The 23,585-nt window shown below is 73.0% G+C and carries 25 protein-coding genes; 18 read left to right on the top strand and 7 right to left on the bottom strand.

Annotation, left to right across the window (positions count from 1 at the left end; all coding sequences use genetic code 11):
• Positions 1–163 precede the first annotated feature (163 nt).
• Positions 164–430, bottom strand: coding sequence for a hypothetical protein (locus OU787_RS10930; RefSeq protein WP_268659217.1), 267 nt, complete (start codon positions 428–430; stop codon positions 164–166).
• Positions 431–970: 540 nt separating this feature from the next.
• Between OU787_RS10930 and nfi the strand changes: the two genes are divergently transcribed.
• The 7 genes from nfi to OU787_RS10895 all read left to right on the top strand — a co-directional run bounded on the left by nfi (position 971) and on the right by OU787_RS10895 (position 8,432).
• A complete protein-coding gene (nfi, locus tag OU787_RS10925) occupies positions 971–1,648 on the top strand; it encodes a deoxyribonuclease V (RefSeq protein WP_268659216.1) in 678 nt (225 codons plus the stop codon).
• Positions 1,649–1,789: 141 nt separating this feature from the next.
• A complete protein-coding gene (locus OU787_RS10920) occupies positions 1,790–2,236 on the top strand; it encodes a hypothetical protein (RefSeq protein WP_268659215.1) in 447 nt (148 codons plus the stop codon).
• Between the two features lie 79 nt (positions 2,237–2,315).
• Positions 2,316–3,803 carry a WXG100 family type VII secretion target gene (locus tag OU787_RS10915; RefSeq protein ID WP_268659214.1) on the top strand — a complete coding sequence of 496 codons (1,488 nt, stop codon included), beginning with the start codon at positions 2,316–2,318 and terminating at the stop codon, positions 3,801–3,803.
• A 90-nt stretch (positions 3,804–3,893) separates the two neighbouring features.
• A complete protein-coding gene (mycP, locus tag OU787_RS10910) occupies positions 3,894–5,312 on the top strand; it encodes a type VII secretion-associated serine protease mycosin (RefSeq protein ID WP_268659213.1) in 1,419 nt (472 codons plus the stop codon).
• A 308-nt stretch (positions 5,313–5,620) separates the two neighbouring features.
• On the top strand, positions 5,621–7,012 hold the full coding sequence (locus tag OU787_RS10905) for a S8 family serine peptidase (protein WP_268659212.1): 1,392 nt from the start codon (positions 5,621–5,623) through the stop codon (positions 7,010–7,012).
• A 331-nt stretch (positions 7,013–7,343) separates the two neighbouring features.
• Positions 7,344–7,796: an HIT family protein gene (locus tag OU787_RS10900; protein ID WP_268659211.1), complete on the top strand. Its 453-nt coding sequence runs from the start codon at positions 7,344–7,346 to the stop codon at positions 7,794–7,796.
• Between the two features lie 87 nt (positions 7,797–7,883).
• Complete coding sequence (locus tag OU787_RS10895) at positions 7,884–8,432, top strand: DinB family protein (RefSeq protein WP_268659210.1); 549 nt, start codon at positions 7,884–7,886, stop codon at positions 8,430–8,432.
• A gap of 7 nt (positions 8,433–8,439) precedes the next feature.
• On the opposite strand, the gene OU787_RS10890 is transcribed toward OU787_RS10895, so the two are convergent.
• From OU787_RS10890 to OU787_RS10880, 3 genes are all read right to left on the bottom strand, one after another.
• Positions 8,440–9,558, bottom strand: coding sequence for a DUF2332 domain-containing protein (locus tag OU787_RS10890; RefSeq protein WP_268659209.1), 1,119 nt, complete (start codon positions 9,556–9,558; stop codon positions 8,440–8,442).
• A 348-nt stretch (positions 9,559–9,906) separates the two neighbouring features.
• The gene (locus OU787_RS10885) at positions 9,907–10,305 is read right to left on the bottom strand and encodes a hypothetical protein (protein WP_051816889.1); all 399 of its coding nucleotides are present in this window, start codon (positions 10,303–10,305) and stop codon (positions 9,907–9,909) included.
• Positions 10,306–11,214: 909 nt separating this feature from the next.
• Complete coding sequence (locus OU787_RS10880; protein WP_268659208.1) at positions 11,215–11,838, bottom strand: hypothetical protein; 624 nt, start codon at positions 11,836–11,838, stop codon at positions 11,215–11,217.
• A gap of 317 nt (positions 11,839–12,155) precedes the next feature.
• On the opposite strand from OU787_RS10880, the gene OU787_RS10875 reads away from it, so the two are divergent.
• On the top strand, positions 12,156–13,184 hold the full coding sequence (locus OU787_RS10875; protein ID WP_268659207.1) for a type IV toxin-antitoxin system AbiEi family antitoxin domain-containing protein: 1,029 nt from the start codon (positions 12,156–12,158) through the stop codon (positions 13,182–13,184).
• A gap of 22 nt (positions 13,185–13,206) precedes the next feature.
• On the opposite strand, the gene OU787_RS10870 is transcribed toward OU787_RS10875, so the two are convergent.
• Together OU787_RS10870 and OU787_RS10865 are read right to left on the bottom strand one after the other, a co-directional pair.
• Entirely contained in the window at positions 13,207–13,797 is a 591-nt protein-coding gene (locus OU787_RS10870; protein ID WP_030459890.1) for an isochorismatase family protein, read from the bottom strand.
• Between the two features lie 262 nt (positions 13,798–14,059).
• Positions 14,060–15,373, bottom strand: coding sequence for a nicotinate phosphoribosyltransferase (locus OU787_RS10865; protein WP_030459889.1), 1,314 nt, complete (start codon positions 15,371–15,373; stop codon positions 14,060–14,062).
• Between the two features lie 161 nt (positions 15,374–15,534).
• Between OU787_RS10865 and clpS the strand changes: the two genes are divergently transcribed.
• The 9 genes from clpS (at position 15,535) to OU787_RS10825 (ending at position 21,546) form a co-directional block, all read left to right on the top strand.
• On the top strand, positions 15,535–15,828 hold the full coding sequence (gene clpS / locus OU787_RS10860) for an ATP-dependent Clp protease adapter ClpS (protein WP_030459888.1): 294 nt from the start codon (positions 15,535–15,537) through the stop codon (positions 15,826–15,828).
• A 42-nt stretch (positions 15,829–15,870) separates the two neighbouring features.
• Entirely contained in the window at positions 15,871–16,446 is a 576-nt protein-coding gene (locus tag OU787_RS10855; RefSeq protein ID WP_030459887.1) for a DUF2017 domain-containing protein, read from the top strand.
• A gap of 235 nt (positions 16,447–16,681) precedes the next feature.
• Positions 16,682–18,124 (top strand): amino acid permease, encoded by a 1,443-nt coding sequence (locus tag OU787_RS10850; RefSeq protein ID WP_051816887.1) that lies wholly within the window; start codon positions 16,682–16,684, stop codon positions 18,122–18,124.
• Positions 18,125–18,144: 20 nt separating this feature from the next.
• Positions 18,145–18,576 (top strand): Mov34/MPN/PAD-1 family protein, encoded by a 432-nt coding sequence (locus tag OU787_RS10845; RefSeq protein ID WP_100838111.1) that lies wholly within the window; start codon positions 18,145–18,147, stop codon positions 18,574–18,576.
• Positions 18,577–18,716: 140 nt separating this feature from the next.
• Positions 18,717–18,830, top strand: coding sequence for a putative leader peptide (locus OU787_RS34550; protein WP_310794779.1), 114 nt, complete (start codon positions 18,717–18,719; stop codon positions 18,828–18,830).
• 115 nt (positions 18,831–18,945) lie between these two features.
• Positions 18,946–19,224: a MoaD/ThiS family protein gene (locus OU787_RS10840; protein ID WP_014135950.1), complete on the top strand. Its 279-nt coding sequence runs from the start codon at positions 18,946–18,948 to the stop codon at positions 19,222–19,224.
• On the top strand, positions 19,224–20,192 hold the full coding sequence (locus tag OU787_RS10835; protein ID WP_030459884.1) for a PLP-dependent cysteine synthase family protein: 969 nt from the start codon (positions 19,224–19,226) through the stop codon (positions 20,190–20,192). Before OU787_RS10840 ends, OU787_RS10835 begins: the two co-directional genes overlap by 1 nt.
• Positions 20,193–20,413: 221 nt before the next feature.
• Entirely contained in the window at positions 20,414–20,602 is a 189-nt protein-coding gene (locus OU787_RS10830; RefSeq protein WP_030459883.1) for a MarR family transcriptional regulator, read from the top strand.
• A 191-nt stretch (positions 20,603–20,793) separates the two neighbouring features.
• Complete coding sequence (locus OU787_RS10825) at positions 20,794–21,546, top strand: MBL fold metallo-hydrolase (protein ID WP_030459882.1); 753 nt, start codon at positions 20,794–20,796, stop codon at positions 21,544–21,546.
• Here the strand turns inward: OU787_RS10825 and OU787_RS10820 are convergent.
• The gene (locus tag OU787_RS10820) at positions 21,534–22,451 is read right to left on the bottom strand and encodes a branched-chain amino acid transaminase (protein ID WP_268659206.1); all 918 of its coding nucleotides are present in this window, start codon (positions 22,449–22,451) and stop codon (positions 21,534–21,536) included. The genes OU787_RS10825 and OU787_RS10820 overlap by 13 nt on opposite strands.
• 182 nt (positions 22,452–22,633) lie before the next feature.
• On the opposite strand from OU787_RS10820, the gene OU787_RS10815 reads away from it, so the two are divergent.
• On the top strand, positions 22,634–23,584 hold the full coding sequence (locus OU787_RS10815) for a helix-turn-helix domain-containing protein (RefSeq protein WP_030459880.1): 951 nt from the start codon (positions 22,634–22,636) through the stop codon (positions 23,582–23,584).
• Position 23,585 lies beyond the last annotated feature (1 nt).

The raw sequence follows: 23,585 nt of genomic DNA, 5'->3' as shown, positions 1-23,585 counted from the left end.
TCCTGCCGGTCGTTCGGCCGGTCGTTCGGCCGGTCGTTCCCTTTTGGGCCCCGGGCCTGCGGCAGCCGTTCACCTGCCGCCGGCCCGGGAGTCTTCGCGTTCGCGCTCCGGGCTCCCCTCGGGTCCGCTTCGGGCTCCCCTTGAGCTCCCCCCGGATGCTGCGTTAGCGCGACTGGTGCGCGTACGCCGGCTGCCGGGCGGCGGTGGCCGCAGGCTCGGGCTGGTCGGTGCCGGGCGCCGCGGCCCGGGGCGCGAAGGACTGCGGCGCGCGACGGGTGGTGGCGGGGGACAGCAGGACGGCCGACAGCGTTCCGAGCGCGACGGCGAAGCCGACCAGCACCGCGATCCGCCACACCCCCGTCTCCCCGGACACGGCCAGCAGCGCCACCGCGGCGACCACCGCGATCAGCGTGCCGACACCCAACTGCACGGCACTGAAACGACTCCCGGACACGAGCCGGGCAGCCCGGGACGCGGTGACGGCACGGGACGGAACGGCGGGGCGCGGCATGACGGACGACCCTTCGCGCGGAGCGGGGAGAGCGACGGGGAACAGCGGGGGAGCGGCGGGCGGGGGACCCGGCTCGACAGGCACGGCGGAACAACATCGGTAAGTACAGCCTAACCGCTGGGAGTTGACCTACTCCGGGGCACAGGGGGCGCACGGACTCACACCCCGGCAGCGCGCGACCACGTCCTCCGCGCTCGCCGCATCGGTGGAACCGCGACCACCGCGTTGACGGAACCCCGGCTGCCGCGGTCACCGCGGCCACTGCGGTCACTGCGGTCACCGCGGCTGCTGCACTGGCCGAACTGCGGTCCGGGCCCGCCCGATAACGTGCCGTACGGCGGAACGCCGAGCACGCGTACCGCGCAGCGCCGCCGCCGAACAGCGTGGGGAGGGCGGCCGAGCGCGCCCGGAGCCGTCCGCCGCACGCCCCCGCACCCGTCTCCGACCCCGGGAGCCGCCATGACCGTCCCCGCCGACTGGCCCACCACCGCCGAGGCCGCCCGCGCCGAACAGGAACGCCTGCGCCCCCTGGTCGTCCCCGAAGGCCCCGAACCCCCGCGCCGCCCCAGCACGTTGATCGCCGGCGTGGACGTCGCCTACGACGACGAGCGCGACGTGGTCGCCGCCGCGGCCGTCCTCCTCGACTACGCCACCCTCGACGTCGTCGAACAGTCCACCGCCGTCGGCCGGGTCGCCTTCCCCTACGTCCCCGGCCTGCTCGCCTTCCGCGAACTCCCCGCTGTCCTCGACGCCCTCGCCCGCCTCACCCGCACCCCCGACCTCGTCGTCTGCGACGGCTACGGCCTGGCCCACCCCCGCCGCCTCGGCCTCGCCAGCCACCTCGGCGTCCACACCGGCCTCCCCACCCTCGGCATCGCCAAGAACCCCTTCACCTTCACCCACCAGCCCCCCGGCGACCGCCGCGGCGACTGGTCCCCCCTCCGCGACGGCCCCGAAACCGTCGGCCGCGCCCTGCGCACCCGCCAGGGCGTCAAGCCCGTCTTCCTCTCCGTCGGCCACCGCATCGGCCTCGACGAAGCCACCGCCGTCACCCTCGCCCTCACCCCCTCCTACCGCCTCCCCGAAACCACCCGCCGAGCCGACTCCCTCTGCCGCCGGGCCCTCGCCGCCACCTGATCCCACCCGCACCCACCAGGGGGCGTGTTGACGGCCCGTTCCATGTGTTAGACATAGAGGTTGGAGCCAACTTTCTTTCAGGCCCCAGGCGGTCGAGCAGCAGTCGCGCGGGGCAGCAGGTACGGGGGAGGTACGAGACACATGAGCACGAGCGGCAACGGCTTCCAGGTCGAGGTCGACAACCTGCGGGCGTTCGCGGCCCAGGTGCGTGGCTTGCTGAGCGAGTACGAGAGCGGTGCCAGCACTTCGGCGGTCTATGGCCCGAGTGGGGTCAGCTCGGCGGCATTCGGGAGTTTTCCCGAAGCGCAGGAGCTGTACCAGCAGTACAACGTCATGCGCACTGAGCTGAGCGCGCTTCTCAACAGCATCCAGGACGCCATCGATGCGGCGCAGCAGAACGCGGACCACACTGCTGCGAACTACGAGGAGCACGAGCAGGACACCCGCACGCGCATGACGCTGTCGCAGGACGGCTGGGCCACGACCTGGAGCCAGTCGGAACTGGACGCACGACAGAAGGCCGCGTCCACGCCGACGACCACGACCACGACGAGCCAGCCGACGACCACGACGAGGCCGCAATGGTGACGGCGCGGAAGAGCAGGGAAGCAGGCGCAGACATGGGGCGAGGTGCTGCACGATGAGGATGGCCGACCAGAGTGGTGGCGTGGTCACCGACTTCTCCACCCACAGCCATGCCGAGCTGATTTCCATGGTCCACTCGATGGACTCAGGTTCGGTCATGGCCGCGGCAGATCCCTGGCGTCGAGCGCACCAGACCCTGACGCAGATCCAGAGTGCGTTGACCACCGCCACCGGCGACGCCACCAGCACCTGGCAGGGCAGCACCAGCGACGCCTTCCACACGCACATGACCTCACTCGCCGACAGCGTCAACGCTCTGGCCGCTCACGCGGACCACACGGCCACTGCGCTGCAGTTGATGTCCGCGGCGATCGACCAGGCCAAGAGCGACATGCCGGAGGAGCCGGGGTTCTGGGACAAGGTCGGCGACGGAATCAGTGACGCCGCCAAGGAATCGGTCGGCATCAGCGATGCGGACACTCAGCAGGGCATCGCCGACACGCGCAAGCAGGAGGCGGTCGGTGTGATGCAGGTGCTGGCGGCCAAGTACAGCGCCACCGCCAGCCGTCTACAGCCTCCGGCGAGGAACTTGGTCGATGACAAGCAGGAAGTGACGCCGCCGGACAACGGGGGCGCCGCAGGTCTTGCTGCAGCGATCGCGGGCATCAGCACCGGTCTCGTCCAGGGTGCTGGAGGGGTGAGCGGTTCCTCCGGGTCGCAGACCTCGCTCAAGAGCACCTCGACCACCCGGGCGCCGCAGGCGCCGAAGGTCAAGGCCGCGGTGATCCGTCCGACGGACGCGGGCATCTCCGGCGGAACGGCCAACCCGCTGCCGCAGCCGAAGGGCCCCGGCACGGGGATCGACGGCATCCAGGGCGGCACCGGCGGCATCCGCGGTGGCGGCACCTCGACGATCGGCGGCCCCGGTGGGTCCGGCGGTCTGCAGGGTCCGTCCGGCGGTGGCAGCGGCGGGTTCGGCGGTGGCGGCACCAGCACCGGGCTGGTCGGCGGCGGTGGCGGGACCTTGGCGGGCGGTACCGGCATCGGTGCCCGCGCCGGGTTCAGCGGCAACAGCGTTTCGAAGTCCGGGACGTTCGGCTCCAACGGCCTGAACGGTGGTGGCGCCGGTACGGGTGGTGCCGCGGGCGCCGGTGCGGGCAGCGGGACCGGTGGCCGGGCCGGTGGCCTGGGCGGTGGCGGCCTCGGCGGCGGTGCCGGTGAGGGCGGTGCCGGTGGTGGCCTCCGCGGCCGGGCCGGTGGTGGCCTGGCGGGCCGGGCCGGTGGCATGGTCGGCGAGGCTGCGCACGGCAGCACCGGCGGACGGGCCTTCTCCGAGGGCGGGTCGGGCATCGGCCGCAGCCGCCCCGGCCAGGTAGCCGGAGCCGCCGAGGCCGGTCACGCGGGTGGCCGGGGCCAGGGCGGCGCGGCCGGCAACGGCGCGGGCATGGCTGGCCACGGCCAGTCGAGCAAGCGCGCCAAGAAGGGCACCTCGGACCGACCGGACTACCTGGTGGAGGACGAGGAGACCTGGGCCTCCGGCGGGAACGCGAACCCGAACGTGGTGGAATGACGTTCGGTCAGTAGAACAGTCGGACATTACCTGGCCGCCCTGCAGACTCGAGGGTCTGCGGGGCGGCCGCTCAACGAGGGGTGACGAGGCTTGACGACCAGCCGATCCGTGCGCGGTCTGGCCGCGCTCGCTGCGGGAGCCCTGCTGTGGGGCGTGAGCGTCGGACCTGCGGCGGCGGACCAGATCCGTGAGCAGCAGTGGGCCCTGAAGAACTACGGGGCCGACACTCGGGTTTGGCCGATCAGCCAGGGCGAGGGGGTGATCGTGGCGGTCGTTGATTCGGGTGTAGACGCGAACCATCCCGACCTAGCTGGCCAGATCCTTGCGGGTTTTGATGTTACTGGTGGTAGTGCGGACGGCAGGACTGACACTGACGGCCACGGAACGGCCATGGCCAGCGTTATTGCCGGGCGTGGCCACGGGGACAACGCGGGCATCATGGGACTCGCCCCAAAGGCGAAGATCCTTCCGATCAGGTTCTCTCCGCGGGAAAAGACACAGGTCGATGGTGGCAGTAACGACGCAGATATCGCCAAGGGCGTTCGTTACGCAGTAGACCACGGCGCCAAAGTGATCAACATGTCCTTTGCCGGGGCTGGCATCGAACCGGAACTCCGCTCGGCAATCGAGTATGCGGTCCAGAAGGATGTTGTGCTTGTCGGCGGCTCCGGAAACACGCCGGGCATTCCAGTCTCCTACCCGGCGGCTGCGCCGGGGGTGGTGGCAGTCTCGGGAGTAACTGAGCAGGGCGATCCGTGGGCGAAGTCCACGACGGGACCACAGGTGACCTTGGCTGCTCCCGCTGAACACATCATGCACGCGGATATCAAACAAGGGTATTCCTCGGGCGACGGCACTTCCGACGCAACGGCTTTCGTCTCAGCAGTTGCCGCGCTCGTGCGGTCGAAGTACCCGGACCTGTCCGCGGGCCAGGTCATCAACCGGATGATCAAGAGCGCCGTTCAGCAGAAGGGCCAGGGCTCCTTCCCGAACGACAAGTACGGCTACGGCATCGTGTCTCCGGCAGGGGCGTTGGCCGCGAACCCGACGGTGGACAACGGGCCGAAGGAGAACCCGCTGCTCAAGCGGGCGGAGCCGAACTACGGTGATACGAGCGCTCCGTCCTCGGGGGCGTCCAACTCTTCCAAGGCGCCGTCGGCCGGTGCCGGGAACTCGACCGCTCCGCAGGCGAGCGGTGACGCGGACAGCAAGAAGAGCAACACGGGGATGCTGATCGCGGTCGGTGGCGGTGTGCTCGCGCTGATCGTGATCGTGGTGATCGTCGTGCTCGTCCGGCGTTCCAAGAACGGCAACAACGGCGGTGGCCCCGGCGGTCCTGGGGGCCCCGGTGGTCCAGGGGCGCCCGGCGGGCCGGGTGGTCCCGGGTACGGGTACCAGCAGCAGGCGCCGCAGCAGCAGTCGGCCGGGTACGGGTACCAGCAGGGGCAGCAGGTGCCGGGGTACCCGCCGCAGCAGCCGCCGGCCGGGGGGAATCCGTACCAGAGTTGAGTCGGTCGGTGCTTGACCGGTAGGTAGCAGACCTCTCGCGGTCGGTCAGTCGGTGTAATGCCCTGGCCGGGCTGTGGGGGGTCTGCTGCTGTTCGGGGACGATTCCGGACGATCGATGTGGGGGTGCCCGGGATTGTCCGAGAGAGCGGTTCGACTGTCTCGATTCCCTGCCGTGCCAGGGGAGTTCTTTCTTCGCGGGGTCGCGTGCCTGGCGTAGTGGAATTTTTCGGTCAATGAAAACCAGAATACTGTCTGGCCGCCCGGCGGGATCGATGATCCTCGGGTGGCTGTCCAATGGGGGGATTGGTTTGACGACCAGCCGATTCGTGCGCGGCCTGGCCGCGTTCGCTGCGGGGGCCTTGCTGTGGGGTGCGAGCGCCGGTCCGGCGGCGGCGGACCAGGAGCGGCAGAAGCAGTGGGTGCTGAACAAGTACGGTCTGGCCAAGGACGTCTGGCCGGTCAGCCAGGGCGACGGGGTGATCGTCGCGGTCATCGACAGCGGCGTCGACGCGAGCCATCCGGACTTGGCCGGGCAGGTGCTCCCTGGTCTCGATCTCACTGGTGCCGGTGGGGACGGGCGGATCGACACCGAGGGCCACGGTACGGCGATGGCCTCCGGTATTGCCGCGCACGGGCACGGAAACAACGCCGGCGTGATGGGGATCGCACCCAAGGCGAAGATCCTGCCGGTGAAGTTCGACTTCAATGAAAAACTGGGCACGGTCGACAACGTGGACTTCGGCGAGGCGATCCGCTTTGCGGTCGATCACGGCGCCAAGGTCATCAACATGTCGTTCTACGGCGGGAGTCCGAGGGACCCCGGGTACCGGGACGCGATCAACTACGCCATCTACAAGGACGTCGTCCTCGTGTCGGCCTCCGGGAACCACGCCGGCTTGCCGATCGACTACCCCGCGGGGTTCCCGGGCGTGGTGGTGGTGTCTGGCGTCGCTCAGGACGGGAGCATGTGGCCCAAGTCGACCACGGGCCCGCAGGTGACCTTGGCGGCTCCGGCCGACGGCATCCACCGGGCCGACCTCAAGCACGGGTACGGGACGGCTTCCGGTACTTCCGAGGCCGCGGCCATCGTGTCGGGGGTCGCGGCGCTCGTGCGGTCGAAGTACCCGGGCCTGTCGGCGGGCCAGGTCATCAACCGGATCACCAAGAGCGCCTTCAAGCCCGAGGGCCAGGGCCCGTTCCCGAACGAGAAGTACGGCTACGGCATTGCGTCCCCGTCCGGTGCGCTGGCCGCGAACCCGGCGGTGGACAACGGGCCGAAGGAGAATCCGCTGACCGATCGGGCGGAGCCGGACTACAGCGGTGGCAAGGGTGGTGGCTCGTCCGCGCCGTCCGCTCCGGTTTCGAAGTCGCCGTCGGCCGGTGCCGGGGGTGGTTCGGCCGCCCCGCTGGCGAGCGGTGACGCGGAGGGCGGGAAGAGCAGCACGGGGATGCTGCTCGCGGTCGGGGGCGGCGTACTCGTCCTGGTCGTGATCGTGGTGGTGGTCGTGCTCGTCCGGCGTTCCAGGAACGGCGACAACGGCAACGGCCCCGGCGGTCCTGCCGGGCCGGGCGGCTCCGGGTACGGATACGGCTACCAGCAGCAGCAGCAGCCGACCGGGCACGGGTACGGGCAGGGACAACAGCCGCAGGGGTACCCGCAGCAGTACCAGGCGGGTGAGGGTAACTCGTCCTGGAGGTGACGGGGGTGCTCTCCCCACGGAGGGGGCGCTGCGGGGAGACACGCCTACGGATGGGGGAAGGTGTTCGCGGGGGTGGGGGTGGGGCGGGTAGGAGAGGGGGAATGTGTCGTCGGATGTTCGGAGGTGGTTGCTGTGGTGCGGTGGGTGTGTGCGGTGGCGGGGTTGGTCGTGGTGATGGCGGGGGTTTCGGCGGGGGTGGCGGGGGCTGTGGGGGAGGAGGAGCGGGCGGTGTGTGCGCGGGTGTTGGAGGGGGTGGTGCCGGGGTTGGTGCCGACGTCGGCGGTGTGTGAGGTGAACGTGGTGGGGCAGGGGGGTCGGTAGGGTCGGTCGTATGGGTGATGGGGTGGAGTGTTACGCGTGTGCCCGGGAGGGCGAGTTCGAGCGGTTGCCGCGGTACGAGCGGATCGCGGTGGACGAGCACTGGCGGGTGGTGCATGCGGTGGGTTGTGCGTTGCCGGGGTGGCTGGTGCTGCTGCCCCGGCGGCACCTGGAGTCGATGGCGGAGTTGAGCGGGGCGGAGGCGGCGTCGCTGGGGGTGTGGCAGGTCAGGTTGGCGCGGGCGCTGGAGGTGGTGACGGGGTGCCGGAAGGCGTACGTGGCGCAGTTCGGGGAGGCGGAGGGGTTCGCGCACGTGCACTTCCACGTGGTGCCGCGTGGGGAGGACTTTCCGGTGGAGTGGCTCGGGCCGCGGGTGTTCGGGTTGCTGAAGGCGGGAGAGCGGGCGGTGTCGGTGGAGCGGATGAACGAGCTCGCCGAGCGGTTGGCCGTGGTGCTGGAGGGCTGAGCGGGGCGGGGGAGTTGGCGGGATCTCGCGGGTGGGTGGCATTTCCGCTGCTGGCCGGGTGGCGGTCGGGGCGACGATCCTGGGGGCATGATCACTCCTGACACCAAGGACTGGACCTGGGTCCTCGAACGCCCCTGCGCCGACTGCGGGTTGGACACCTCCGCGCTGCTCTTCGACGCGGTGCCGGGCCTGGTCCGGGCCAACGCGGAGTTCTGGACGGCGCTGCTGGACGGCGGCGGCGCCGGCGGCGTGGAGGGGCTGCGCGAGCGTCCGGCTCCCGGGGTGTGGGCGCCGTTGGAGTACGCCTGCCACGTCCGGGACGTGTTCCGGACGATCGAGGGGCGGCTGCGGCTGATGCTGGCCGAGGACGGGCCGGTGTTCGCCGACTGGGACCAGGACGCCACCGCCGTCGAGGAGCGCTACCGGGAGCAGGACCCGGCCGTGGTGGCCGGTGAGATCGCGCTGGCGGCCGAGCGGCTGGCGGGCGTCCAGGCGGCGGTGCCGGCCGGCGGTCGGCAGCGGGCCGGGCAGCGCGGTGACGGTGCCCGGTTCACGGTGGAGTCCCTCTCCCGCTACACCGTCCACGACGTGGTGCACCACCGGTACGACGTCACCGGTGAGCGGCAGGGGAGTTGACGGGAGATCAGTTCGACTGGTGGAGGGCGGGGTCGCCCGGCGTCAGCGTCCAGGCGGGCAGGCCGTGCGGGAGGGCTTCGGCGAGTGTGCTGGTGGGGCCGGTGGCGAGGCGGGCGGTGAGCAGGAAGCGGTGTCCGTCGCCGACCCGGCGGGGTTCGAAGGCGAGGTGGAGGAACGGCGCGGACGGGGTCGAGGCGGCGGCGAGCCGGTCCAACTCGCCTGCTGCGGAACGCCATTCATCGGCGGGGACGTACTGGCGCATGACCGAGTGCCAGACCACGGTCAGCGTGCCCGGCGCGGTCTCGACGCCGCGCAGGAACGCGGCCGCACCGACCGCCTCGACCGGGGCGGGCGTCCGGGCGGCGAGGGCGAGGGCGCCGTTCAGCCGCTGGGAGCGCGGGAGTTGGTCCGCCCACAGGTAGGCGCGCAGGGCCAGCGCGCCGTCGGCGGAGCGCGGGTCGATCGGGGTCGGGTCGCAGCCGCGCCGGTCCGTCACCCGCTGGAGCGGGGCGTCGCGCAGCCAGGCGGGCGGCTCGCCGCGCCAGGCGTCGGCGAGGACGACGGGGGAGTCCGGCGGGCCGTACGAGAAGCCCTCGGAGGCGCAACGGAACTGCTCGGCAAGGAGGTTGAGGCCCGCGCTGGAGCCGAGCTCGTACAGCCGTACCGGCAGCGGGGGCACGGCGGGGCCGGCGGGGGAGGCGAGCTGGCGCTGGGCCCAGGCGAGGCCGGTGAGCAGCAGGTTGGCGCGGCCGACCTCGTTGGTCTGCGGCGGGCGGGTGAGCCACTCGCGGACGAACGGCAGGTGGGCGGCGACGGCGGCGCGGAAGGCCGGCCAGGGGGCGTCCGGGTCGGCGGGGTCGAAGCGGCCGCCCGCGTCGGGGTAGTGCGCGGCGAGGTCCGGGGCCCGGCCGGACAGCACCAGGGCGTGGACGGCGCCGAGCAGTCGCAGGGCGACGGCGGTCGGGCCGGGGGCGTCCTCGTGCCCGGCGATCGCCGCCGCGCACGGACCGCCGGCGGCCAGGTCCCCGGCGGCCCGGCGCAGCAGGGCGGCGGACAGCGGGGAGCCCAACTCGGCGCAGGCGTACGCCTGGTGGTGGAACATGGCCACGGCGTGGTCGAAGGACATCCGGGGGCTCCGTCTCGGTCCGGTGGGGCGGGTCGGCTCGCGCCGCAGGTCACGGCCCATGAGCGGCCCATGGGCGGTCCAGGGGTGGTCCACGGGCAGTCCATGATCGGACGGCCCCATCCTTCGCCGCCTCCGTCCGCGCGGGTAGGGCGCCTCGGCGTGATGTCGATCACCGGTGCTCCGGGTACGACCGTCCCGGGCGGGTACGCCCCGAGTGCGGAGGTACGCCACGGGCGGACGAGGCAACGAGGGGGCGTGCAAGCGGCTCTGTGCGCCCTGGTGGAGGCGCTGACGGAGGTGCGGGTGGGGGCGGGTGGGTGCGCGGGTGGGGGCGGGGGACCGGTGGGCTCACCAGTCGGTGGTGCGCCGCCGGTGGGTCTGGCGGAGCTGGCTGGTGATGCTGGCGGTGTCGCCGCCCATCACGTCCGCGATCTCGGGCGTGGCCAGGCCGACCACGTAGTGCAGGATCGCCAGGTCCTCGTCGCCCTCGATGTCGGGGCGCAGCCCGCTGGTCCCGGCGGCCCCGGCCGTGCCGTTGTGCTGCTCGGTGACGGTGTCGCGGAGGATCTGCCAGGCCTCGGCGGCCGGATTGGGGCTCTCCAGGACGGTGGGCCAGACCGCGGCGATCGCGTGCAGGGCGAGCCGGACCACCCGGTGGGCGGCGCCGGGCTCCTGGAACCAGACCCGGGCGTAGCTCCGGTAGCGCGGTTCGTGCAGTTCGCAGAAGGCGGCGAACTCGACTGACACGTACGGAAGTTCGGCGGATCGATCAGCGGATGCCGAGTCTGCGGCCGGGACATGACGGTCAGTCACATCAGCTGCCTCTCGATCTGGGTCCGGACGGGGAGCGTCAGCGCTCACTCTAGGCCCTCGGGCGGGTGCTGTGGGTGACAAGTCTGCTGAGATGCCCGGGGGTGGGCCCGATTCGGGTCGTTGTGTGACGGCGCGTCAGTAAATGCCGCCCGCCCGGTGCGGCCCCGAGAGCATCTTCGCTGGTCGGAGGCGGTGTGTCGGCGGCAGCCGCAAGGGAGTTGGTGCGCCGCTGTAGGCCCTGCGGGTGAACGCGAAATCGGCGCCTGGCCTCACCTTCACGGGCGAATCCCGGGCCGCGGGCATGACCACCATCACACGCCGTTCCGGCCGGACCGCCCCGGCCACCGGCCCCGCGACCGCCGCCACCCGCCCGGCGGCGCCCCCGGGAACCCGAAACTCTCACCGTCCGTCGGAGCGCGCTCCACGATCGCGCGCCCCGTACCGGCCGTGTTCCGGCGGAGGCGGCCAGGTCCAGGCCCGGCCCCGGTTCGGCCCAGGCTCGGACCCGGTTCGGCCCAGGCTCGGACCCGGTTCGGCTCCGGTTCGGCCCCGGCTCGGTCCGTGCTCGGCTCAGGTCCGACCCCGGCCCGGTCGGGTCGGGTCGCGCCCGAATCGCACCCGAGGCGGCAGCCGGATCGCCGTCCGATCGCGGTCGTGCCACGCCCCGGCGTCGGGCGGAGGAGCTGACGTACCGTCAGGAAGCCCGCCAGCGGGGCAGGTGGGCCCTTTGGCGGGCCTCGGCGACCCCGGGGGCGTCAGGGGTTTCGCGGGCCCGGCCGGAGCCCTTCACGGCCTTCGCGCTCCCGGGCCGGACCTTCGCGCTGGGCGGGTCCGGCCCGGTCCTCAGTTCTCGCGTGCCGACCGGGCGGCGGTGTTCCCGTCGAACCGGACGGTGGCGCCCGCGCCCCCGGCGGTCCGGGCGGCGGCTTCGGCGCCGGACCGCGCCGCGGTCCCGTCCGGGCGTCCGGCGGCCTCGTCGGCACGCACCGCGGCCTCGTCGGCGCGTGCCGCGGCCCGGGCGGCGGCACCGGCGGCGGCCTCGGCGGCCGCGCTCTCGGCGGCGCGCGCCGCGGCGGCCACGCTGTCGGGTTCGCGGCGGGTCTGCTCGGGGATGCCGGCGGTGCGGGGGTCGGTCCGGGGGTCGGTCCGGGCCGTGGTCTCGGCGGCCTCGACGCTCTCCCGGGCAGCCAGGTAGGCCTGCACCGCGGCGATGCCGTAGACCGGCTGGATGAGCTGGTGGCCCTTGAAGAAGGGCCGGGCGGGGGCGAATCCGGCGGCGGTGACCAGCTCGCGGATCTCGGTTATCTCTTCTTCGCTGCGCGCGGTGAAACGGACTTCCCAGCCCTTCTTGTACGTCCGTCCGTCCTCCCCGCCGCGTCTGGCGGGATCCGGCTGGCGGACGTAGCCGGGCAGGCGGCCGAGGCGTAGTCGGGCGGCGCGCTGGGCTGATGACTCGTCGCGGGGCATGTGCCCGATGGTAGGCAATTCGTGACGGCCGCCGACGCCAGCGGGCGTGACGTTGGGTGTGGGCTCGATCACTTCCGGTCAGGTTTCGCAGGTCGGCGGCGCGGACTCGGTCGGATCGCAATGCTGTGTCGATCCGATGAAAATCGGATAGTAGAAAACAAGTCCGATCTATTACGGCAACGGAGTGAACATCCGATACGCCGAATGGGTGAGGGTATGCGGACTTTAGTGCGGAGCAGTCCCGGTTTGACGACGGTTGCGTAACAGGTCGTCAGGTCGGACGCCGGGTGTCGGAGGCGAGGGGGAACGTGGACGGCATGAGCTACCGGATTCCGCAGCAGCCCGTGTCCCTCGAAGAACTCGCCCGGCGCCAGCAGAACGTGGTGACGGCCAGTCAGCTCCGCGCCCGCGGCGTCCCGGCCCGGATGGTGAGCGAGCACTGCCGCAGCGGCGGCCCCTGGCAGCGGCTGCTGCCGCGGGTCTACCTGCTGCAGGACGGCGCGCCGACGCCCGAGCAGCGGATGTGGGCCGCGCTGCTGTACGCGGCGCAGAACGGGCCGGCCGGGGACGGGGCCCGCGAGGGTGCGGTGATCACCGGCGCGGCGGCGCTCGCGCTGTACGGGTTCGTGTCGGTGCCGCGGCTGCCTGCGGTGCGCGGGGTGGAGGTGCTGGTGCCCAGGCAGCGCCGGCTGCGGGACGCCGGGCAGGTGCGGATCCGGCGCACCGGGCGGGTGCTGGAGGCCCGCTCGGTGCACGGGCTGGCGGTCGCCCCGGTGGCCCGGGCGGTGGCGGACGCGATCAGCGAGTGGGCCGAGCAGGGCGCGTTCGAGTCCGGCCGGGTCGGCCCGGGGCTGCTGCGGGCGCTGCTGCGCGAGGCGCTGGAGCGCGAGGGCGGCTGCCCGGCGGCGGAGCTGCTGGCCGAGCTGGCCGAGGCGCGGCTGCTTGCGGTGCCCCGGGTGCGGGCGGCGGTGGACGAGCTGCTGGCGGCGCGCCGGGAGGCCGCGTTCGCCGAGCTGACGGCCCTGGCGGCGGAGCGGGGCCTGCCCGTCCCGCTGCCCGGGCCGGAGCTGCGGATGCGCGGCGGCACCTACATCGCGGTGCCGGACCTGTACTGGCCGGAGGCGGCCGTGGCGGTGGAGGTGGACTCCGAGCTGCGCTGCGTCAGCGAGGGCGAGGCGGCCTGGGTGCGCGGCGGCCAGCACCGGATGGAGTACCTGGGCGTGCGGGTGGTGTACATCGGCTCCGCCCGGCTCGCCGCCGAACGGGACGCGGTCGGCGGCGAGTTGGCCGAGGCGTACGGGATCGGCGGCGAGAACGTGGTGGAGCTGGTGGTCACCGGGCGCTGAGGCGCCGGGAGTTGACGCCGCGTCAGCTGCGGACGACCGGGGTGCCGGTCAACTCGACGCCCGCGGAGCGCAGTTCGTCCAGCGCCTCGGCGGTGGTGGCGGGGGCGACGCCGGCCGTCAGGTCGAGCAGGACGCGGGTGGCGAAGCCCTCGCGGGCGGCGTCCAGGGCGGTGGCGCGGACGCAGTGGTCGGTGGCGATGCCGACCACGTCGACGTCGGTGACGCCGCGTTCGTTCAGCCAGTCGGTGAGGGTGCCGCCGTGCTCGTCGAAGCCCTCGAAGCCGCTGTACGCGGCGGCGTGCGCACCCTTGGAGAAGACCGCCTCGACCGCGCCGGAGGTCACCGAGGGGGCGAAGTTGGGGTGGAAGCCCACGCCCTCGGTGCCGGCCACGCAGTGCGCGGGCCAGGAGCGGACGTAGTCGGGCTCGGCGGCGAAGTGCGGGCCGGGGTCGATGTGGTGGTCGCGGGTGGCGACGATGTGGGCGTAGCCGGGGGCGGACTCGGCGATCAGGTCGGTGATCGCGGCCGCGACCTCGGCCCCGCCGGCGACGGGCAGGCTGCCGCCCTCGCAGAAGTCGTTCTGCACGTCGACGACGATCAGGGCCCGGTGCATGGCTGGCTTCTCTCGTTCGGGTGGGGGTGCGGTCCAAAGCCCGGGGGTCTCGGCCGCGGCGGTGTCGGGGTGGTCCGGGCGGGGCCCGGACGGTACAGCGGTTGGCACTCTAGGCAGTGCGGGGCGGCCGCGAAAGTGCGGAAGGGCAAGGGCGGGCAAAGCCGGGCCGGGCCCGGCCCCGTCCGGGCCTCTCGGTTCCACATCAGGCCCTGCTCGGCCCCGTCCGGGCCGCCCGGCCCCGGTCGCCCCGGCTGCCGCGGGCTCAGCCGGACAGCCGCTCGGTGGTGATGACCGGCTCGCCGCGGGAGAGCTGGGTGGCCGACAGCGGCAGCGCGGCGCGGGCCCGGCGGTGGCGGTCCCGGGCGGCGTCCAGCGGCTCGCGGCCGACCACCTCGCCGTCGGTGATCAGCGGGACGTGCAGCAGGTGCGGCTCCAGCTCGGCCGGGACGGGGCCGGTGCCGACCACCTCGGCCTCGGCGACGCCGTCCCGGTCGGGGCGCCGGGCGGCCCACTTGCGGCCGCCGACGCTGGTCTTGCCGCCGGCCGAGCGCTTGGCGACCGCGACCAGCTCGCCGCCGGGCGCCGACTCGCGGGCGACCAGCTTGTAGACCATCGCGCAGGTCGGGTGGCCGCTGCCGGTGACCAGGCTGGTGCCGACGCCGTAGCCGTCGACCGGGGCGGCGGCGAGCGCGGCGATCGCGTACTCGTCCAGGTCCGAGGTGACGATGATCTTGGTTTCGGTGGCGCCGAGCTCGTCGAGCTGGCGGCGCACCCGGTGGGCGAGCAGGGTCAGGTCGCCGGAGTCGATCCGGACGGCGCCCAGCTGCGGGCCCGCCACCTCGACGGCGGTGCGGACCGCCTCGCCGAGGTCGTAGGTGTCCACCAGCAGGGTGGTGTCGCGGCCCATCGAGTCGATCTGCGCGGTGAAGGCGTCCTTCTCGCTGTCGTGCAGCAGGGTGAAGGCGTGCGCGGCGGTGCCGGTGGTCGGGATGCCGTAGGTGAAGCCGGCCTCCAGGTCGGAGGTGGCGGCGAAACCGGCCAGGTAGGCGGCCCGGGCGGCGGCCACCGCGGACTGCTCGTGGGCCCGCCGGGCGCCCATCTCGATCACCGGGCGGTCGCCCGCGGCGGCGGTCATCCGGGAGGCGGCGGCGGCGATCGCCGAGTCGTGGTTGAGGATCGACAGGATCACCGTCTCCAGGATCACCGCCTCGGCGAAGCTGCCCTCGACGGTCAGCAGCGGCGAGCCGGGGAAGTACGCCTCGCCCTCGGGGTAGCCGTGCACGCTGCCGGTGAAGCGGTAGTCGGCGAGGAAGCGCAGGGTCTCCTCGTCCACCACCCGCTGGTCGGCCAGCCAGTCGAGTTGCGGGGCGGTGAAGCGGAAGTCCTCGATGGCGTCCAGCACCCGGCCGGTGCCGGCCAGCACGCCGTAGCGGCGGCCGTCGGGCAGGCGGCGGGTGAACACCTCGAAGACCGAGCGGCGGTGGGCGGCCCCGCTGCGCAGCGCGGCCTGCAGCATGGTCAGCTCGTAGCGGTCGGTGAGCAGCGCGGAGCTGCGGTGCGCGGTGATGGCGTCCATGGGGATGATGCTACTACCACTTAGCGTCAAAGTGACGATTTCTCTCCGCGGACCGTGTCGGACCGGGTCCGGCCGTGTCGGACCACCCTGATTCGCTCCTGGGTCCCTCGGATGGAAGCATGGGTCGGGGGGAATCCGAGGTCGACGAGGAGAGACGGACTGTGAGTGTCGCGCCGGTGGAGATCGAGCGCCCGGAGGTGGAGGGGGTTCCGGTCACGGAGCCGGACACGCCGTGGGTGACCATCGTCCACAACGACCCGGTCAACCTGATGAGCTACGTCCAGTACGTCTTCCAGAGCTACTTCGGCTACCCGAAGGACAAGGCGCACCAGCTCATGATGGACGTGCACCACAAGGGGCGGGCGGTGGTCTCCAGCGGCACCCGCGAGGAGATGGAGCGCGACGTGCAGGCGATGCACGGCTACGGCCTGTGGGCCACCCTGCAGCACGACTGACGGACCGTCACCCACCATCCACGAGGGACTGATTCCACACACATGGCCGGTTTGTTCGAGAGTGCGGACGGCGGTGGCGCGGCGATCGCGCTGGACGAGTTCGAGGCCTCCATCCTGCGCTCGCTGGAAGTCCAGATGCTGGAGCTGATCGGGCCGCCGCCCGGCGGCGGCAGCGACGACCCGCTGGCCGCGCTGTTCGCGGAGGGCCCCACCGAGGCCCCCGAGGACCCGGCGCTGCTGCGGCTGTTCCCCGACGCGTACGGCGGCCCGGACGCCCCCGAGGACCCGCGGACGGACGAGATGGCCGCCGAGTTCCGCCGCTACACCGAGCTGGACCTGCGGGCCCGCAAGCGGGACGACGCGCTGGCGGTGGTCCGGGCGCTGGACGGGCTGGGCGGCGCGGGCGGGGTGATCGAGGTCGAGGCGGGCGAGTTCCCGCACTGGCTGGGCGCGCTGAACGACCTGCGGCTGACCCTGGGCACCCGGCTGGAGGTCGCCGAGGAGGACGACGAGGGCCTGTACCGGCTGCCCGACTCCGACCCGCGCAAGCCGCTGGTGATCGCCTACCTGTGGCTGGGCGCGATGCAGGAGAGCCTGCTGGAGGCGATGGCGGGCTGACCGCCGCCCCCGGCGCCCCGCTCCGGCACCGCCGTGCCGGTGCCGCTCCGGCGCCGTCGCTCCCGCCGCGCCGCCCCCGCTTCGGCGCCTCCGTTTCGCTCATATTGTCCGATTGCTCAGGTAACGCTCAGATGTGAGCCGTTCCGGGGCTTTCGCATGGTTCACTGCTGCCTCCCCGGGAAGACGGGGCCCGTCGGCCGGCCGGTCGGCGCGGACCGGGAGGCGAGGCGGGCGGATGACGCAGCAGACGGCGGACGAGGCGGCCGGGGCCGTCCCCGACGAGGAGGGCTACCAGCGGGGCCTGGGCAGCCGGCAGATCCAGATGATCGCCATCGGCGGCGCGATCGGCACCGGCCTGTTCCTCGGCGCCGGCACCGCCATCTCCAAGGCCGGGCCCAGCCTGCTGCTGAGCTACGCGGTGGCCGGCGTGGTGATCTTCGTGATCATGCGGGCGCTCGGCGAACTGCTCACCTACCGCCCGGTGTCCGGCAGCTTCGCCGAGTACGCCCGGGAGTTCCTCGGCCCGTTCGCGGGCTTCGTCACCGGCTGGACGTACTGGCTGTTCTGGGTGGTCACCGGCATGGCCGAGACCACCGCCGCCGCCGTCTACGTCCGCTTCTGGGCGCCCGGCATCCCGCAGTGGACCACCGCGCTGGCCTTCCTGCTGGTGCTGTACGCCGCCAACCTGATCTCGGTGAAGCTGTTCGGCGAGATCGAGTTCTGGTTCTCGATGGTCAAGGTCACCGCCATCCTCGGGATGATCCTGATCGGCATCGGCGTGCTCACCCTCGGCTTCTCGGACGCCGGCGACACCGCCTCGATCACCCACCTGTGGCAGGACGGCGGCTTCTTCCCCAAGGGCGTCGGCGCCACCGTGATGACCCTGCAGATCGTCATGTTCGCCTACCTGGGCGTGGAGTTGGTCGGCGTCACCGCGGGCGAGAGCGAGAACCCGGAGAAGACCCTGCCGCGGGCCATCAACACCCTGCCGCTGCGGATCGCGCTGTTCTACATCGGCGCGCTGGTGATCATCCTGTCGCTGGTGCCGTGGACCGAGTTCCAGCCCGGCGTCAGCCCGTTCGTCGCCGCGTTCGGCAAGATCGGCATCCCGGCGGCGGCCGGCATCATCAACTTCGTGGTGCTCACCGCCGCGCTCTCCTCCTGCAACTCCGGGATGTACTCCACCGGCCGGATGCTGCGCGACCTGGCCCTGCGCCGGCAGGCCCCCGGGCGGCTCACCCGGCTCAACGCCCGCCGCACCCCCGCCGCCGCGATCACCGTCTCCTGCCTGCTGATGGGCGCCGGCGTGGTGCTCAACTACTGCGTCCCGGAACGGGCCTTCCAGTACATCACCTCGGTCGCCACCGTCTGCGGCCTGTGGACCTGGGGCGTCATCCTGGCCAGCCAGATCCGCTACCGCGCCGCCTGGAAGGCCGGCCGGCTGCCCGCCCCGACCTTCCGCGCCCCCGGCGGCAACTGGAGCCGCTGGCTCTCGCTGGCCTTCCTGCTGCTGGTCGCCGTCCTGATCGCGGTCGACCCCGACGCCCGGATCTCGCTGTACGTCTTCCCCGGCTGGGCGCTGTGCCTGGCCGTCGGCTACGCGGTGCTGCGCCGCCGCGACCCGGCCGCCGTGCACGCCGACCCGGACGCCCACCTCCACGCGGGGGACGGCAACTGACGCCTCGCTATCCTGGCCGCATGCTGACCATCACCCGAGAACTGCGCGACCGGATCGTCGCCCACGCCCGCGCCGACCACCCGGACGAGGCGTGCGGCGTGATCGCCGGACCGGCCGGCACCGGACGCCCCGAGCGGTTCATCCCGATGCTCAACGCGGCCCGCTCGCCCACCTTCTACGAGTTCGACTCCGGCGACCTGCTCAAGCTCTACCGCGAGATGGACGACCTCGACGAGGAGCCGGTGGTGATCTACCACTCGCACACCGCCACCGAGGCGTACCCCTCCCGCACCGACGTGAGCTACGCCTCCGAGCCGTTCGCCCACTACGTGCTGGTCTCCACCGCCGAGGGCACCGGCGAGCAGGACCCCTACCAGTTCCGCTCGTTCCGCATCGTGGACGGCGTGATCACGGAGGAAGACGTCGAGGTGGTCGAGGCCCACCAGGGCTGAGCGACGCCCGCCCGGGGACGGGCCGTCCCGCCGCACCTCCACGCGGCGGAACGGCCCGTTTTCTCATTCCCCGGAACACTCCCGACCGGATGCCGAGACAAGCATGTCAAAGCGGGGGCGGGAATCTATACGATGAGCCCATGCGTTCCGTCGATGTGAGCAATCAGGCCCCAGGCACCCGCCTCGTGGCGCGCCTGCACGTCGACCTGTGCCGGCTCGCCAGCGCGATCTGTCCCGGCACCGCCGCGCGCTGACCGGCGGCACCGACCGGCAAGCCCCAGACAGCACCCGCCCCGCGCCCCGGGGCCCTTCCCCCTGCCGCGCCCCGCCCGGCCCGGCAACCCGAACTCACTCCACAGGAGCGCAGCCATGGCCATCGAGGTCCGCATCCCGACCATCCTCCGTACCTACACCGACGGCGCCAAGGCCGTCGACGGCAACGGCGCCGACCTCGGGGAGCTCTTCACCGACCTCGACTCCCGGCACCCCGGCATCGCCGCCCGGCTGCTGGACGGCGGCGAGCTGCGCCGCTTCGTCAACGTCTACCTGAACGACGAGGACGTCCGCTTCCTGGACGGCATCTCCACCGCCCTCTCCGACGGCGACAGCGTCACCATCCTCCCGGCCGTGGCCGGCGGTATGAAGTAATGCGCTACGACAGCCCGATCGAGGCCATCGGCAACACGCCCCTGGTGCGGTTGCCGAGGCTCTCGGCCGGGATCCCCGGGAACGAGGACGGCCGGGTCACGCTCTGGGCCAAGCTCGAGGACCGCAACCCGACCGGCTCGATCAAGGACCGCCCGGCGCTGCGCATGATCGAGCGCGCCGAGGCGGAGGGCCGGCTCACCCCCGGCTGCACCGTCCTGGAGCCCACCAGCGGCAACACCGGCATCTCGCTCGCCATGGCGGCCAAGCTCAAGGGCTACCGGATGGTCTGCGTGATGCCGGAGAACACCAGCGAGGAGCGCCGCGAGCTGCTCCGGATGTGGGGCGCGGAGATCATCCCCTCGCCCGCCGCCGGCGGCTCCAACACCGCGGTGCGGATCGCCAAGGAGATCGCCGCCGAGCACCCCGACTGGGTGATGCTCTACCAGTACGGCAACCCGGACAACGCCGGCGCGCACTACGCCACCACCGGCCCGGAGATCCTCGCCGACCTGCCCACGATCACCCACTTCGTGGCGGGCCTGGGCACCACCGGCACCCTGATGGGCATCGGCCGCTACCTGCGCGAGAAGGTCCCGGGCGTGCAGATCGTCGCCGCCGAGCCGCGCTACGACGACCTGGTCTACGGCCTGCGCAACCTGGACGAGGGCTTCGTCCCCGAGCTGTACGACGCCGAGGTGCTCACCACCCGCTTCTCGGTCGGCTCGGCCGACGCCGTCACCCGCACCCGCGAACTGCTCCAGCAGGAGGGCATCTTCGCGGGCGTCTCCACCGGCGCGGTCGCGCACGCCGCGATCGGCGTGGCCCGCAAGGCCGCCAAGGCCGGCGAGCGGGCGGACGTGGTGTTCGTGGTCGCCGACGGCGGCTGGAAGTACCTGTCCACCGGCATCTACACCGCCGAGACCACCGAGGCGGCGGTCGAGGCACTGCAGGGCCAGCTCTGGGCCTGACGGCCCCGGGCGGCCGGACCACGGCGCGGCACCCCGACCCGGGGGCCGCGCCGTCCGCTTGTCCGATCATCGATCCGCTGTGACATCGCGGCATTTGTCCGTCCCGGGTGACCGCTTCGTCACGGAACGGTCACCGCGCCGGTCGCGCCCCGCCCCCCGGACCGGGCCGCGCCAGGCTGGCGGCGCACCACTGGTACGCCGTCATCCCGGAGGTGGGCGCGATGCCCGGCCGAGAGCTCTGGTCCTACGTCGAGATCGCCCGGCACATCAACGTGCGGGCCGAGACCGTGCGCAACTACAAGCGGCACGGACTGCTGCCCGACCCCGACCACCTGGACGCCGCGGGTCACCCCCGCTGGTACCCGGAGACCATCCGCGACTGGGCGCTGGCCCGCCCCGGACGCCGTTGACGGCGCCCCTTCCCCGCCCTTCCCCGTCCTGGTGATTCCGCCCACAGCCCGGCACGGGAGAGGGGGCAAAGTGCCGCCCGGCCCTTACTCTCGACAGTCAAAGCACCGACGGAGACGAAGAACCCCGCCCCGCCCCACCGGCGGCGCGGACGGCCGCGGACGATGGCCCGACGGGGCGGGAAGGGCTCGGCATGAAACTGACCGTGGTGGGGTGCTCGGGGAGCTTCCCGTCCGTGGACTCCCCGTGCTCCAGCTACCTGGTGGAGCACGACGGCTACCGCCTCGTCGTCGACCTCGGCAACGGCGCGCTCGGCGCGCTGCAGAAGTACGCCGATCTGTACGAGGTGGACGCCGTGCTGCTCAGCCACCTGCACGCCGACCACTGCGTCGACCTGTGCGCCTACTGGGTGGCCCGCAACTACCGGGTCGAGGGCTGCCCCGACCCGCTGCCCGTGCACGGCCCGGCCGGCACCGCCGAACGGCTCGCCCGCGCCTACGACATGCCGGAGAAGCCCGGCATGACCGAGGTCTTCGACTTCCGCGACCTCACCGACGGCGCCCGCCTGGAACTCGGCCCGTTCACCGTCACCGCCGCCCGGGTCAACCACCTGGACTGCGAGGCGTACGGCTTCCGGATCGAAGCCGGCGGCCGCAGCCTGGTCTACTCCGGCGACACCGGCGTCTGCCCCGACCTGGTCGAACTCGCCCGCGGCACCGACCTGTTCCTGTGCGAGGCGGCCTACACGGACGGCAAGGAGACCTTCGACTCCATCCACCTCAACGGCACCCAGGCCGGCGAGCACGCCGCCGAAGCCGGCGCCGCCCGCCTGGTGCTCACCCACATCCCCCCGTGGACCGACGCCGAACGCAACCGCCGCGACGCCGCCGCCGCCTTCCCCGGCCCGGTCGAACTCGCCCGCGCCGGAGCCGTCTACGAGCTGTGAACCGGCGTCAGCCAGTGCCGGTGGCGGGGGTCGGCGCCGCTCACCGCGGCCCGGTACGCCTCGGCCAGGCGCTTGGTCAACTCACCTTCTGCTGAAGGCAGTTCACGGTTGTCCAGGGAGGCGACCGGGACGACGCCGGCGGCCGTGCCGGACAGGAAGACCTCGTCGGCCGCGTACAGGTCGGAGCGCAGCAGGGGCTCGATCCGGACCTCGGCGCCCAGGTCCCGGGCCAGGGTCAGCAGGGTGTCCTGGGTGATGCCCTCCAGGGCGCCGGCGCTGGCCGGGGTGGTGCGCAGCACGCCGTCGCGGACCGCGAACACGTTCTCCGAGCTGCACTCGCTGACCGTGCCGTCCGGGGCCAGCAGCAGGGCCTCGTCGAAGCCCGCGTCGGTGGCCTCCCGCCGGGCCAGCGCCGAGTTCAGGTAGGGGCCGGTGGCCTTCGCCGCCGGGGGGACGGTGTTGGGGTCGGTGCGCCGCCAACTGCTGGTCATCAGCCGCAGCCCGCGCCCCGCCGCCAGGTAGGCCGGCCACTCCCAGGAGGCGATCGAGACGCTGGTGGGGGAGTTGCGCATGTCCAGCCCCATCGAGCCGTAGCCCAGGAAGGCCAGGTGCCGCAGGTAGCAGGAGCGGTGACCGTTGGCCGCCACCAGCGCCACCGTCGCATCGGCCAACTCCTGCCGGTTGTAGGGGAGTTCGATGCGCAGCATGCGGGCGCTGCGCTCCAGCCGGGCCAGGTGCTCGTCCAGCCGGAACACCGCGGGCCCGTCGGCCGTCTCGAACACCCGGGTGCCCTCCAGCACCCCGGTGCCGTAGTGCAGGGCGTGGGTGAGGACGTGGACGCGGGCCTCCTGCCAGGGCACCAGCGCGCCGTCGAACCAGATCACGGAAGACTCGGGAATCGCCATGCCGCCATCCTGGGGACCCGGGCCCGCCCGGCGAAGGCCCCCGGCCGCGCCGGATCAGGCCATGGCCGCCACCGGATCCCCCGTCCCGGATGCCGGACGCCGTCCCCCGCCTCGGACGCCGGGCGTCTCGCATGCTGAAAACCGCGCTCCGCTCCCCGGCCGCGGGCCTAGGCTCCCGGAGGGTGGAGACCAGCACCGCCCTGTACGCCCGCCTGCTCGCCGACCCCGGCCTGCCGCTGGACTCCCTGCGTGACGAACTCGGCTGCGAGGAACGGGAGTTCGAGCGGGCGCTGGGCGAGCTGCGCGGCCTCGGGCTGCTCCAGCGGACGTCGGCGACCACCAGCGGGGTGGCGGCCGTCTCGATCGACACCGCGGTGCGCCAGCTGCTCGCCGACTCCGACCGCCGCTTCACCGCGCTGCTCGGCGAGGCCCGCCGCACCCGCGAGCGGGTCGAGCACCTGCACACCCGCTACCTGCCGCTGCAGAGCGGCGGCACCGCCCACGAACTGGTCCGCGGCGCCGACCGGGTGGCCGCGCTGCTGGAGGACGCCGCCCGGGCCGCCCGCACCGAGGCGCTGTCGCTGCGGCCGGGCCAGGACCAGTCCGAGAGCGGCCTGGCCGAGAAGCTGGCCCGCGAGCGGATCGCGCTGGCCCACCGGGTCACCCTGCGCACCATCTACCCGGCCGCCGCGCTGCACCAGGGCGCGGTGCTGGCCCACGTCCAGGCGCTGACCGGGGCGGGCGCGCTGATCCGGGTCGCGCACACCCTGCCGCTGTGGCTGATCGTGGTCGACGCGCACCTGGCCGTGCTGCCCGCGCCGGGGGAGCCGCCGGGCAGCGCGGCGGTGGTGGTCCGGGACCCGGCGGTGGTCGGCGTGGTCCGCGAGCTGTTCGAGCACTTCTGGGCGGCCAGCTGGATCCCGCCGGAGCTGCTCGGCCGCACCACCCCCGACGACCGCCACCGCGAGGTGCTGCGGCTGCTCGCGGCCGGCCTCACCGACCAGGCGATCGGCCGCAAGCTGGAGGTCTCCGACCGCACGGTGCGCCGCCTGGTCGCCGACCTGACGACGGCGCTGGGCGCGCAGTCGCGCTTCCAGGCGGGCGTGCACGCGGCCCGGCTGGGGTGGATCTGAG

This window comes from Kitasatospora sp. YST-16 (genome assembly GCF_026802215.1).
Taxonomy (GTDB): domain Bacteria; phylum Actinomycetota; class Actinomycetes; order Streptomycetales; family Streptomycetaceae; genus Kitasatospora; species Kitasatospora cineracea.
This window is presented reverse-complemented; position numbering and strand designations above follow the sequence as displayed.